Source organism: Oceaniglobus trochenteri (assembly GCF_020529025.1).
Taxonomy (GTDB): Bacteria; Pseudomonadota; Alphaproteobacteria; order Rhodobacterales; family Rhodobacteraceae; genus Oceaniglobus; species Oceaniglobus trochenteri.
The window spans coordinates 97839-111432 of the sequence record NZ_JACNMM010000002.1 but is presented as its reverse complement, the minus strand read 5'-3'; the positions used below and the strand labels follow the sequence as shown (position 1 = coordinate 111432).

Sequence of the window (13594 nt, the reverse complement as noted above, 5' to 3'; positions counted from 1 at the left end):
AGCAGGGTCAGCGCGACCAGGCCGGCGATGATGAAAAGGTCGGTCACTTGCGGCGCCGCCGGGGGCGCAGATGACACAGCAGGCCGCGAAGGTGGGTAGGATAGTTCCAGGCGGTCCACATCGAGTAGCGGTGCCGGTCGCCCACTGGCACCAGCAGGTGCAGCAGTTTCAGGAGGTGCAGCCCGCCCCAGAGCAAAACGAGGTTCCAGATGGCATTCGCCTCGGCACCGCCCAGGGCGTCGCGCACCACGGCCCATAGGTCGGGGCCGGTGAATACGCGCACCAGATCCCAATAGCCCGTGCGCCCGGCGCCCTGTGCCAGGATCAGCACCATGGCCATGGCAAGGTGGAATGCGTCGCGCCGCTCGGGCCGGAACAGGTGCGGCACCAGGCCACGCACCCCCATCAGGATCACGAGGGTGGCCGGAACCCCGACCAGCACGTTCAGGGGAATATCAATCGGGCCGTTCATTGCGGCGCTCCTCATTCGTTTGGCGCATCTGGTCCAGCACGACCTGAAATCTGCTGGCGGCGTTCTTCACGTCGTCCACCGAGGCTTTCGACAGCAGCCTCTGGGCTTCGATGGCCGCCTCATGGCGGGCCTGTTTGCGGTGCCACGGCCAGCTAAACATTCCGGCGATCCTCCAGCAGGCGGGTCAGTTCACTGATCGTGGCCGTCGCGCCGTTGATTGCAGCCGCTGCGTTGTCCGACACCGCGCGCAGTTCGCGGCTGTTCTCGCGCATGTCGTTCAGACGGGCTTCGTTCGCAGCATCGATCCTCTTGGTGTTGATCCAGTCGCGCCAGGCCAGCGCCACGATGACCACGGCGGGCAGGCCGCCGCCGATCTCGGCTATGATGGAGGTCCAGTCCATCATTCCGCCTTCCAGCTACGAAGTTCGCGCATGGTGTAGGATTTGCTCGCTACCGACATTTGCCCGTAGAGCCTCCACTTGATGTCGGCGCCGGTCTTGGCCCGCTGATTTCCGAGGCTCAAGTCGTCAGTCGCGCCTTGGAAAACGTATATTTCCGCAGGCGAACGATCCCCGCCCGACAGTACGCTTTCGCGCGTTGCTCGCACCGTGTACCGACCAAAGGTAGTCCCCGGGACCGGCCCGGTAAACTCGACGTCGATCAGCCATGTTGAGGCGTCGGCCTTGGACGGCAGTTTCCACCCGGCGACATTGTGGGAACTGCTGTCCGACGCGAGATGCATCGTCAGATCAACGCCCGCGTCAAGGTCAAGCATCATCGACAGCCAGCCATGCGCGCGCTCGTTGAAGAGCCAGTAATCTCCCATTCGGTACGGCGCTAATTCGTTTAGCCCCGGCCCAGTCACAGCGATATTGTGCCGGTCGGTGCGGTCGGAAATCTCATGGCTCCCGATCCAGAAAGCGTGTTCTTCCCGCGTCGGTTGCGCGTCGCTAAGCGTTCCGGCCACCGTATAATTGTTGACCCAGATCGCGGCTTTACCGGCCGCCAGGCCCGCGAATGAGTCCAGCCGATCCGGGTCATAGTCCAACACGCCGCCCGCCCCGACCGTGATGGCGGGCGTTCCGGTCCAGCTTTCGTGAACGTTATCCTGACGGCGACACCGGCTGTTGCGGTCAACCTCGATGGATTTGACGTTGTTTTTGAAGGTGCTGCCGGAACAGTAAGTGTTGGAGTGCCGGGTGCACGAAAACCCAACGCCGTTGCCGTCGTAGGTGTAGCCGCTCGCCCCGCCTCCATTCTTCTGCCCGCTGGCGCCATAGACGCCTTGCAGAACGATACCCGCGCCCGTGTTCCCTTCGGCCACCGCAGGGCCGATGAAATCGGCGTGACCGCCCCGGATCGACGCGCCCGCAGCCCCATTGTCCTTGAACGAAACCCGTTCAAACTCAAGGTCATTGGCGCCGCTGTGCAGGTGCATACCGGAGTCGGGGAAATTCTGGATCATGAGGTCGTAGCCCTGCAACCCCGTGCGTCCGTTGTCCCGCAGGCAGCGAAGCCAGTTGTTGTCGGCGCTCGTCCCGTCGATAATCACCGTCGCATCGCCGCCTGATGCCTTCCCACGCAACTCAAGCCGGTGCGCCAGAGTGGGCCAGTTTTCGAACCGCACCGCTGTTGTCGGGCTGTACGTCCCGGCGGCAAAATCGATAGCCCAGCGATGGCCAGGGTCCAGCTTTCCCTGGCGCGCGATGTAAGCGAACGCTTTTTCCTGGGTGGTCGGGGTGCCGCTGGTCAGGCCGTCAGCTGTCGCTGTCCCCGTGGGGGACACATAGACCACGTTCCCGTTTGGCGTCAGCCATGCGCCAATGTGCATGTCGTCGCTGCCCCGCACAATCCGGGCGGCACCGATGTGGTTGGCGTTGAGAAAGCCGTCGATATTTCCGGTGCAGGTCCAAGTCTGGCCGTCACCCCAATTTGGGGCAATGTCGTTCGCGGCGCAGAACGCCAGAAACGCCTTGATTGCTGTTGTGCTATCAGTGCCGTCAGGCAGGGCCGCAAAGTGACCAGGGGCAGGATCTACCGGAACGACGTTCGCCATGTCGGAAATCGCCGTGGCATCCATCTCCTGCTTGTAAGTCAGGCCACCCGCTTGGAAGACCGTGCCGGAAGACGGCGCCCAGCCGTCCTCGATGGCATGCACCGCCGTCTGGCGGTTGGGCAGGTTCGCGTTGGGCCCCAACTCCACCCCGATAGGATACCGCAGAGAACCATTGATCGTGGTTTCTTCGACATAGAGATGCGATGCCTCGTCCACATCGAACGGTTTGATCGTCCAGCCGCTGAAGGTGGCGCCCGACACATTGGCGCGCCCGTCATTGGCGGTTCGCACGATGTATTGCGCCCCACTCTGGGCGTCCCACTCCATGCCGATACAAACGGTGGCGCCCTCAAGGTTCGATGCAAAGACAACGTGAGAAGTTGCAGCATCCGCTGCGGTCGATCCCTTCACCCGCGTACAATCGATATTCCCGCCGTCTGCCGTGGCCAGGTAACTGCCGATGTTAAAGGCCCTGCTGTCGCCCAGGTCGATCGAGCCCGCCTCGGCGTCGATCCGCGCGATCGGGCCGGGACTGTCATCGAACTCGCAGCCCGCCGCATCGATGTTGCCCTTGCCGCCGCGCCCCTCGGCCGAGGACAGGAACAGCACGGGCAATTCTGGCAACTCGCCACCTGCCTTGACGCCACAGCGCAGGAACGCGCTGTCGGCCGCCGCGATTGAGGCGCCCTCGGCCGCGACAATGGCGTTGCCGGCGATGCCTGTAAAATAGCACTGACGCGCCGACAGCATGCCAGCCCTCGCGCAACGGGCGCCAGCAGCGGAGCCGGTCATTGTGACCCTATCGATCTGGCCGGTCGAGCCGCGCCGGAAGAACAGCGCCGCGTGGCCGGGGTCACGATTGTTGGTGCCGTTGTTGCGCAGGTTGCCCGCGGAGATCGAGATGTTGCTGGCCCATGTGCTGGTCACGCCGCGCCGCGCGCCGCCCGTCGCGATCAGGCCGCGCAGCAGTTCGATGCGATAATTCAGGCCCGCGCCGTTGTTCGGCACGCTCCAGCGATCCGACCAGCGCAGCGTGACCACATTCGTGGTGCCGTCATAGTCGATAATGTCGGCCCCGGTCGTGTCCGACCCGTTCAGCACGGTGATCGCGGCGCCGATATAGTAACCGGTGGCTTCGCGATCTTCTTCCGCCAGCGGGAAGGTGGTGACCGTCCCCCCGGCGGCTGTGTGTCCCGTGCGTTCCAACAGCGTCTCGCGCACCGGATCGCAGAACAATCCGCTGTCACCCAACACCACAAAGTTGCTACCCCAGGCCTCGCGATGCGGGTTGCCCTGTGCCCCGGCGTTACGCATACCGCAGCGATGGCGCACGTTCATGCGCGACTGGTTCAGCTCGACCCCGTTGTCGCCGCGCAGCTGCATGTCCACAACCAGTGCCCAATGGGGCGCGGTGCAGTAGAGGAACGAGATCAGCGCGTGGTTCGCGGGGAAGCTCTCGGCGGTCAGCACGACAGCATCCTGCGAGACGATCTGCACATGGGAATAGTCGCCACCGAAGACCGACACCTGCGAGGGCCAGGCAAACCCGGCTTCAAGCAGGATCGTGATCCGCGCGCTGCTCTTGAGTATGATACCCTGGGCTGCACCCAAGGCCTCCTGCACCGTTGGAAATTCCGACGGCACCCGAAGCAGGACGTTTTCCGCGACCACGGGCGTCGCGACCAGGTCCGCGTTCATCCATCCGGTTTCAGCCGCATTGCCAACGAGTGCCTTGCCAAAAACCGGCACGGGGAACGTGGGGTCCTGGGGCGCGAAACCGGGCGCGAGAACTGGCACGCGCGCCAGTTTGCGCTCCAACTCCTGGATTGCCAGGATATCGCGATCGAACTGCGCTTCGACACCCTCAGCGCCCGGGGTGCTGCGGTAATACTGGGCAAGGGTGGTAGCGCCTTCGATGTGCAACTGAGTGCCAGGTTGCGGCGACGCCAGAAGTGTCAACGCGCCATCGTCAGCTTCGGTGTCTCCCTGCGGATCAACGGTGAAATCGACACCGTGCACCAGCGGCCGGGGATCTGAGCCATCCTCGTTCCGAAGATGCGCGGCGATCTCAACGCCTGCCAGGTATCGGAAAGGGATCGGGTAGACGCCGTTGGTGACCGGCGACGGATATTTGACGTGGCGGGTTTCAGGCGATTGCGTCATGGGCGGTCAGCTCCTACAGCGGCAGAGGGATCGGGCAGGCGGTCAGGAAGGCCTCCGCCAGGGGGCGCCCAGCTTTCGTTTCCGAACTCACGGACACGCTTCTTCTCGGCCCGGCGCCAGGCCGCTTCTGCGTCGCTGTCCACGAAGGATTGAAGGTTGTCCCAGAGCATCCGGTTCAGGGCCAGATTGGTGTACCAGAGGTTCGTCGGTCCCGAGAAACGGTCGAGGAATTTCACCGATGCACGGCCCAGGCGATCGCGGTGCTTCTGGTCGCGATAGGCCAGCGCCTTGACGATGTCGTTGGTCAGGTAGATGCCGTCATTGACAGCACCCACCATCGGTCCGGCGATGGTCTGGGCCAGTCCACCACCGAACCGGTTTTCCGAGGCATAGACAAAATCGCCGATGATGCCGAAGCCGCCACCCTGGATCGCGGCGGCCGGCCAAAATTTCGGATCGGTCATGTCACGCGGATCACGCCCCTTGGCGATTTCCTTCAGTTGCATGGACACCGCCCCCGCCACGGTGGTGATCGTGGCAAATCCGACGATATAGGCGGCACGGCTGCCGTTGACCTGGTGAAAGAGGGCGCGCCCCAGCTGGTTGAACATCAGCGAGAACATGAAGCTCTTGTACATGATGCCTGACCGGGACAATTCCCCCATCAGACTGCCGGGAGCGCCGCCGTGCATGGTGGCGCGGCCGCGCAGGCTGGCCGAGGGGATGGCAAATTCCATCTGTTCAAGGATCGCGGCGTCCAGCTTCAGCGACAGGTCCATCGCCCGCTCGGGCGCCAGGTCGGTGCGATGGCGAATGTCGGACGGGATCAGGAAGCTGGCATCGGGGTCGGCCTGGTCACGAAACAGCGCGGTACTGCGAATGTCATCCCAATCGGCGCGGGTGATGCCCCGGCGCTCAAAGACCATCTGGCGCAACGGCGCGTCGATGTCATCCCAGGCACGGCCTGCATTCTCGGCCAGCAGTCCGTAGAACTCCAGGCGGAAGGCGCCCCGGCCAATGTCGGTCCAGGCGGTCAGGCCGGACGCACGCATGGTGAACTCCGAAAGCCGCTCCATGCTCTTCGGCCCAAAGGCGTCGCCCATCAGGCGGGCCTGGGCGACGCCGACGTTGGCCGCGCTGTCAAAGACGATCCCGGCGCGCGCCATCAACTGGCGCTGGCCGGTCGATGCCAGGGCCTTGACGTGGCGCCCGATCACCTTGCTGGCATCAAGGCCCACCTGCTTGCTGGCCAGCCCCATGAAGCCCACGTCGGTGACGGCCGAAAGCATCGCGCCCCCAAGTTGGGACGCAATCAGGAAATGCCGTGCCCCGCTGAATGCTGAGGCCACCACGTCCATTTCAGGAGCATTAGCGGCACCGGTGTAAAGGTCCAGCATCCGCTGTGACTGTTTTCCGGCAGCCACCACCTCCTTGCTCGGGTCGGAATAGAGCTTGAGGCCATTCGCCCTCCACGCATTCCAGTTGAACCGTGAGGGCTTCCAGGGGCGTTCGGCGGCCAGCTTCGCCGCCGTCTGCTTTGCGAACTCAAGCCCCGCTTGCGGGTTCGGCCCCAGCACCTGCATCAGCGCGGTGTCACGCGCCATGCTGTCCAGGTGCGACAGGATTGCGGTGAAGGGGTCTTCGCGCCCATACGCTTCGTTCATCGCCATCCAGTCGTCTGCCGACTTGAAATGCAGCACGCGGGCGTCCGACCGCCGGTTTGCCGTGGATTTGCCAACGGCCATGCCGCTGGGCTCGCGCTTGTTCCAGCCGGTTTCCGTGATGGTATCGAAAACCTCCTCCAGGAAAGACTGCCGCGCCGCAGGTGACGAACCGGAAAAGGGCTTGCCGGTGTCGTGATCCACGATCCGGTCCCAGTCCAGGCGCTGGCCCACGTCCGCCGTCCACTTTTGGCGCGCCACCTTTCGGTCGGGATCGATCGACAACATGGTGTGCCGGTTCCAGGAATGGGGCAGCCCGAAATCGGCCAGCTTGCCGATGGCGCCCCCGGCAGCGTTGAAATCCAGCCGCGCCTGTTCCAGCGCTTTGCGCACTCCGTCGGCCACCTGTTTCGCCGCCGGATTGCCGGTGGCTTCGCCATGGAGCTCGCGCACGATGTCGGGCAGGCGGGCCTTGTTGCGAATACTGCCGATGATGTTGCGCGCATGATCGCCAATGAAGTCCTGGATCATCCGGCGGTATTGACCCATCAGGGCATCGCGACGGGACGACGCGCTGTCGAAGGTCGCCGATTGCCCCCATTCCAGTTTCTGGCGGATGGCCTGTGCGGCATTGGCCGTGCCGTCGGCATCACGGAATTCGGCGATATCGCCCAGCGTCTTGATGTTGGCCTGCGCCTGCAACAGGTTCGACCGGCGACGCTTCTGGAAATCGGTTCGGATCTGCACCCAGACATCCTCGGCCGCCGCCATTTCGGCGCCGGGGCCAAGGTGGGCGTATTCTGCCGTCCGATCCTCAAGCAGTTTTTGGAAGGCCCGGGCGCGCGCCGGGCTGATCCCGCCGTCACCCGGGGCTTTCGATACTGCCCGCTGGATGCAGTCCAGGATGCTCATTCGTCGGGCTGACCTTCGCCAATGGTTTCCCAATCTTCGGCCAGAAGATCCGACAGCCCGGTGGGCTTCCACTCGATCATCCCCGACCGCGAACCCGACTGCATGAAGCAGGGCGTCACCTTTCCCCGGTTGCCCTTCGTGCCCAGCACGATCACATAGCCCGGCGCCCAGGACGCGCGCCGCGCGCGGGCGCCACGCTTCAGTTCCTCCAGGGGGAAGGGGCGGGGCGCGTTTTCGATCATCGCTTCGGCGAGGTTTTCAAGCGGCCCTGTCGGCTTCACCTGTCCGTCCGGCGTTTCGGGCGTGTCAGGCGATTTGCTCGTGCTGGCCTGATCCGGCTTGCCGGTTGTCGCAGCCTGTGCACCGGGCTTGCCGCTTGCAGGCGCCTGCTGGGCTTCTGTGCTGCCCTTGGTTGCCTCGGGGGCCTCTGCGGCCTTCGCGGCGGAACCTGCATCAGCGGGCTTCTGATCGTCACTGGCAGGCGATTTGCTTTCTGTCGTCTTGTCGTCCTTGGTCGCTTTGGTCATGGTGTCCTCATGCAGGTTTTCAGGTTTTCGATGTCGCTGGCTTCGTCGCCAAACTCGGCGATCATGTCGGACAGGCGTTTCTTGCTGGCGTTGCCGTCGTCGTCGTATTGGACCAGGTCCACATCGAACTCGGGATCCGTCGCCATGCGATGGCGCAGATCGCGTTCGATCTGATCCACCTGCGCCAGGGCGCCGCGGCCTTCGACCGGATCGCCGAACAGATCGGGTTCGGTCAGCGCCGGGCCGGGTTCTCCCAGCTGATCTTCCGCTAGCGCGGTATCATCCGCCGGCGCATCGCCTGTTCGGCCAGGTCCTGGCGCATCAGCTCGCGCTCCATCCGTTCGATCCGGGTTGGTGATAGCGTCGATGACATCCTGGGCGGCCTGTCCAAGGCGCTGTCCGCCCCGGACGGCCCGGGCTGCGGCGTCGAGCGCGTCCCGGACCGGGCCGGGTTCGTCGGCAAGGATGATGAGCCGCTCGATGGCTTTCTGGGCGAGCTGTTCACGGCTGGTGTTTGCGTCGGTGTCGAGGACATTTCCGGCTCCCTCAATGCGTTCGCCCTCGCGCGACAGGCGGGCGAAGGTGGTCTTGTCGCGCTTCAGTTCCTTGTGGGCCGCGTCCAACACGCGCGCCCGCTCGTTGATCGCGGTTTCGCCCAAGTCAAAGCCCTCGCCGAACAGCGATCCCTGCGCCGCGTCAGCGCGCTTCTCCAACCCCATCCGGCGAATGTCGCGCACCATGCTTTCCGCCTGGAAGGCATTGGCGGGTTCGGCCTTGGCCAATGTCGCGATGGCAGCCGCCTGCAATTCCTCGTCGTCGGGCATGATACGCCCGACGATGGCGCCGTAATTCTGGGGGATCACGCCGTTGATCAGGGCCTGGAACGGGCCGGGCGACAGGCGCGACAGACCGTCAGCCTGAACGACAAAGCCACGCGAACGGTCGATCATATGGGCCAGTTCGGGGTGGTCGCGCAGGATCTTGGCGGCGTCCAGCGCGGTGCCGGTTTCGGCCTGGATATTCTTGACGGCAGCGAAGGCTCGCACTTCGGGCACGCCCCAGCCGTCGGCTTCGCGCAGAACGAACCCTTGCAGCTCGATCCCCTCGACACCCTCGGCCGTCAGGCGTTGCGCAAGGCCCAGCCGTTGATGGCCGTCCGCGATATAGCGTTCACCGTCCAGCCGCTCATGGATCATCACACCGATGGCGGCCGGCGGGTTCCATTCACGCACGTTGGCCAGGCGGTCGGTCACGCCCTTGTCGTCACCGCCTTCCTTGTACTGGTAGGCACTGGCATCGGTGCGAAGCTCACCGGGCCGGAACGAATAGATATCCGCCGATCGGGCATCATCGGTCAGGGGGCGATAGGTGCCACGCTGGGTCAGGATACCCATGAAGCGCGATGGCGACACCTGCGAGCTGTTGCCGTTGTGCCCCTCATAGGCGCTGGACCCGGCGCGGGGACGGGTAACAGGATGCTGCACAGCCTCGCGTGCCCAGTCGGGCACCGTCTCGACCCCGTGAGACGGCCCCCAGGCGCGCTCCTTGCCAACGTCGAAATGCAGCGCGGTGCGGTACACGCCGATACCACCAAACCCGGCTTCCCGGGCCTGTACGATCAGCTGCTGGCGTTCGGGAATACTCAGATCGCTGACATCGATGTCGAAGGCATTGCCGTGGATGTGCTGGCTTTGGTTCGCGCCGCCCACGTCTTCGTTGTGCTTGGGGTCGCGGTGGGCGCTGTTGATCTTGAACTTTCGCCCGGTGATCCCTTCCAGCGCGCGGTAGGCGCGGAACGCCTCGTCGCTCACGCCCCGGGCCGAAAACTCGTTGGTGCCGATGGTCTTCGTGCGGATCAGCGGCGCATCCGATGCCCGCACGCGGGGCAGGCCCGCCCATTCCAGTGCCAGGTTGTTGCCGAAGGTTTCGGCGCTGATCGTGCCTGCCAGGAAATCATCAAGGCCGCGCCGGCGCATCAGCGCGATCGCCAGGCGATCCTGCATTGCGGCGTCGAACAGCTCGCCCCCGGTCAACCCTTCGCTGCGCACCAGGTCGCGCAGGGTGTCTTCCATGATCTGATAGCCGCCGGCAGCTTCCGAGTTGTACTTGCCGTCGATGCGATCCTGCCAGTTCAAAACCTCGGCCACGGTCATCTGGGTCAGAGGCTTGGGGGGCAGGTCTTGGGGGGCGATGCCGCCATAGACCTGGTCATATCCCCCGGGGGCTTCGACACTGCGGATCAGGTCAAGGGTCTGACGGGTAACGCCGGGCTTGTTCTTGTCGCTGGACGGGGGCACCACATCGCCCGGCACAACCTGCACCGGCTCATCTGCCCGGACTGCGGTTTCCGCATCGTCCACGGTTTCAGCGTGGATATGGGCATCGGTGCCGTCCGGAGCGGTGTCGATGGTCGCTTCTTCACGGCCCAGAACCTTGGCGGCCGCGCGCTCTTCGGGGCTGGCGTCCTTGCGCTTTCCCCATGCCAGAAGCTCGCGATTGCGAACTCGGCCTGCCTTGGTAAGGGCATTGGCGCCCAGCTTCACACCGCGGATGCCGATGGGCAGCGCGCCACCGAAGGCCGCACCGAAGGTCAACTGGGCCACGGCGCTCGGACGCTCACGGCCCAGAAAGTCGGCCTGGGCATAGCGGGCGGGCAGGCTCAACGCCTCCGACCCGGCCCCCAGAGCGCCTTCGATCAAAACCTGTCGCGCCAATGTCCCGGCACCGGCGCCGAAGGGCAGGGTGACCACCCCTTCGACATCGGTGATCGCGGCGCCCGCGGCCCCGATGAACCCGGCAACGCCGCCCTGCCACGTCTTTACGGAACGGTTGTTCGACCGGCGTTCGGCATCGGCGCGTTCTTCGTTCAGCTCGTCGCGCACGCGGTCGGCGGATTGACGTTGCAGCTCGTCGAAAGAGGACGGGTAATTCGCAAACCGGCCCGGATCGAATTCGCGGATGATTTCCAGATCGTCGAAAAGCTTCTGGATCGCGGCGTTGTCACCGCCCTTGTCGATCGGAACATCGCCGACGTAGTTTCCGACTGACATGCCGCCATAGCCCATACGTGCGCGGTCCTCTCGGTCGCCCGCCTTGGCCTTCCATGCGTCAGGATCATCGGCAACGTCACCGGCAAGATCGCTCAGCGCCCGGGCGTTGGCCTCGGCGATGCGCCGCTGGCGCAACGCCCAGTAATTGCTGTCGATGGCCTCGGCCTGAAAATCGGCAGCGGCCACGCCCAGAAGGCCGGTTTCCGGCCCCTCGCTGGCCTCGGGGAGATCGTGAAACGCCAGCTCCGGGGGGTCGTCGAAGATCGTCGCCATCAGCGCCCCTCCTGAAGCTCAAGCAGCCTCTCAAGGGACAGACGCGCCTTGCCGTCGGGCATCGCGTCATCGGTCAGGTACCGCAGTTCACCGTTCTGGCGCTGGATCGACACCAGGTATTGGCCGCGTCCGATGTACTCAAGGGCAAGCCGCCCGGGATGTACGGACCCCGCCCTGCCAGTGAAAAGCTCGGGCAGGGGCTTTCCGCCCCACATCGGCGCCGCGCCCGAAACCGATGCCTTTACCCAGTCCTCGGGCTTGGCCTTCTCCAGCAAGGCTTCGGCGGTGGCGGCGTCCAGGGTGGCGGGCAAAAGGGTCTGGCGTCCGTTCACCATCTGGATGCCGCCATAGGTGCGCCCGTTCCGGGTGACCTGGCCGGCCGCCGCCTGCACTGCCTTCATGTAGGACCGGCGCCTTGCCTCGGGTTCGGCCTCGGGGTTGGCCATCTGGCCGGATACGGCGTAATAGGCATCGGCGGCTTCCAGCAGAAGTGGGAAGCGGTCGTGAAGACTGCGCGGGAACATCTCGGCCACGCTGGCGCGGACCGCATCGCGATCCACCTTCTTGACCTTGGCGCCCTGTCCTTCGGCCAACAGGCGCTGCCCGTTCAAAAGGGTGCGCGCCACCTCGACCTGGCCGGTCTGGGACACGAGGTTGCCTGCCAGCTCGAACACCGGATCCGACGCCCCGATCTCCGCAAGAACGGCCGGGGCGCGCGGGCCGAAGGTATTGACCAGGTTGTTGACCAGGGACAGCTTGGCATCGGCATTGTCGGCCTGGACGATGGCGGCCAGGCTGTCGCGTTCGTCGTTCGTGAAGTACCGGATCGGCGATGGCGGCAATCCGTCCATCACGTCCTCGGCAACCGCCTCGGCCGTGGAAATGCGATCTCGGACTGTCGCCCTGTCGTCGAAGTCCACAGGCCCCAGCGTCGTGATGCCGCGCTCTTTGGCGTGAGACAGCGGGTCGTTTTCCAGGCTCTTGATCGTATTGCTGCGCATGGCGCGCAGGCGTTCAAGGCGGGCGATATCGGCGGGGTCGTTGGTGGCGGTCTTTGCGATCTGCGCGATCTCGGCCGCCATCTGGGCGGGAGACAGGACAGCAAAGTTCCCGGCCACCTGCTGGGCTCGCAAGGTGGCGTTCAGACGTGCTTCGTCCGGGGTGCCTTTGACCTGTGCCTGAAGTTCGGCCAGGCCGGTATAGGGCCGACCGTTTTCAATGATTGCAATGGCGTCATCGACGGTTGCAGCTTGGGCTTTCTGTGCCGCCTTGGCTTCGACATCCAGCTGCTTTGCAGCCTGGGCATCGCGGCGGGAAATTTCCGCCTTGGCTCCGATTTGCAAGCGCTCTTTTGTGACGGGATCGATATTTGGAAAAGCGCCATCGTCAAGGCGCTCCAAGAACACATCAGGATCTTCGATCGACATACCAAGCGCGAGAGCAAAGTCGCTGTCAGTTGCCAACTTCTGCAACATTGCGTCGGCTTCTTCGGGTGTGTATGTGCCGTCTTCCACTGCGCTTGCCAGAAAGGCCGCAGCTTCGCTCATGATCGCCAGACGGCTATCTTCGTCCGGCGCATTTGCGCTTTCGTTAACGTAGGTGCGCAACGCGGCTTGGCCACTAACCCGGGAATGCTGACGCTCCAGCCCGTATTCCAGGCGGGCGAAGGCCTGTTTCTGGGGGGCCAGAGTTTCGCGCGCGTCCTGCATGTATCGTTCGCGCAGGTCGGGGGGCAGGGTTTCGGCAATGCTGGCGAAGGCCTGGTCGGCATCGGCCTGAAAGCGGTCGGACAGACCGTTGTAATCGGTGTCCTGCTGGTACCGGGTGTTCAGCTCGCCCAGGCGTTCGATGGTCTGGACCCGAGCTTCGCGCATCGCACCTTCGCGCCGGCGCTGCACCTTGGCCCCCTCGATCGCGACGAGGGTATTGCCGACGGTCGAAAGCGCGTCGCCAATGCCCGGCATGTCATGGCTGATCCGGGGTTGCTGAACCGGTGAGAATGGCGTCTGCGCTTCGGGAACGATCAATGCCATCGTCAGGCCCCCGCCAGGCCGGGCCAGAGGTCAAGCGACTGCGTCAGTGCCCGCGATCCGGTCTGGGCAATGCCGGTGATGAAACCCATCTTGCCCCGGTATTCGCTCAGCACCGCTTCGTTGCTTTGGGCCGTGGCGCGGCTGTCGGCGTTGAACCGTTGCGCGCTGCCCTCGACCGAAGTTTCGCGCCCGGCCCGTTCGCCCAGGTCAAGGGCTGTCGCGCTGTCGAGACGAACGCCACGGGCGGCCAACTGGCCGCGTTGGCGCGCCATCAACTGCTGCATCCGGGTGCGTGCCTTGGTTTCGTTGTAGCGCCCGATTTCCCGGGTTTGCTCGGCCTCGGCACGGGCCATGGCTGCGTTGGCCTTGCCGATGTTGCGCTGCTGGATCGCACCGGCGATACCACCCGCTGCCGAAAGTGCCACTGCTATGATCGGGGTGCACATA

At 64.5% G+C, this 13594-nt stretch carries 9 protein-coding genes; all 9 read right to left on the bottom strand.

Going from position 1 to position 13594, the window contains the following annotated elements; genetic code table 11:
* Positions 1-43: 43 nt before the first annotated feature.
* From H7828_RS00730 to H7828_RS00690, 9 genes are read right to left on the bottom strand one after another with little or no spacing between them, the layout of a single operon-like run.
* Positions 44-472, bottom strand: a complete 429-nt coding sequence (locus H7828_RS00730) for a hypothetical protein (RefSeq protein ID WP_226779025.1) — start codon at positions 470-472, stop codon at positions 44-46.
* Entirely contained in the window at positions 456-632 is a 177-nt protein-coding gene (locus H7828_RS00725) for a hypothetical protein (RefSeq protein ID WP_226779024.1), read from the bottom strand. Before H7828_RS00725 ends, H7828_RS00730 begins: the two co-directional genes overlap by 17 nt.
* Positions 625-876, bottom strand: a complete 252-nt coding sequence (locus H7828_RS00720; RefSeq protein ID WP_226779023.1) for a hypothetical protein — start codon at positions 874-876, stop codon at positions 625-627. Before H7828_RS00720 ends, H7828_RS00725 begins: the two co-directional genes overlap by 8 nt.
* Positions 873-4691: a hypothetical protein gene (locus H7828_RS00715; RefSeq protein WP_226779022.1), complete on the bottom strand. Its 3819-nt coding sequence runs from the start codon at positions 4689-4691 to the stop codon at positions 873-875. Before H7828_RS00715 ends, H7828_RS00720 begins: the two co-directional genes overlap by 4 nt.
* Positions 4688-7264 carry a hypothetical protein gene (locus tag H7828_RS00710; protein ID WP_226779021.1) on the bottom strand — a complete coding sequence of 859 codons (2577 nt, stop codon included), beginning with the start codon at positions 7262-7264 and terminating at the stop codon, positions 4688-4690. Before H7828_RS00710 ends, H7828_RS00715 begins: the two co-directional genes overlap by 4 nt.
* Complete coding sequence (locus H7828_RS00705) at positions 7261-7791, bottom strand: Thoeris anti-defense Tad2 family protein (protein WP_226779020.1); 531 nt, start codon at positions 7789-7791, stop codon at positions 7261-7263. Before H7828_RS00705 ends, H7828_RS00710 begins: the two co-directional genes overlap by 4 nt.
* Positions 7788-11114 carry a D-Ala-D-Ala carboxypeptidase family metallohydrolase gene (locus tag H7828_RS00700; RefSeq protein WP_226779019.1) on the bottom strand — a complete coding sequence of 1109 codons (3327 nt, stop codon included), beginning with the start codon at positions 11112-11114 and terminating at the stop codon, positions 7788-7790. Before H7828_RS00700 ends, H7828_RS00705 begins: the two co-directional genes overlap by 4 nt.
* Positions 11114-13147 carry a hypothetical protein gene (locus H7828_RS00695; RefSeq protein ID WP_226779018.1) on the bottom strand — a complete coding sequence of 678 codons (2034 nt, stop codon included), beginning with the start codon at positions 13145-13147 and terminating at the stop codon, positions 11114-11116. The genes H7828_RS00700 and H7828_RS00695 overlap by 1 nt, the downstream gene beginning before the upstream one ends.
* A 2-nt stretch (positions 13148-13149) precedes the next feature.
* Entirely contained in the window at positions 13150-13593 is a 444-nt protein-coding gene (locus tag H7828_RS00690; protein WP_226779017.1) for a hypothetical protein, read from the bottom strand.
* Position 13594: the final 1 nt, after the last annotated feature.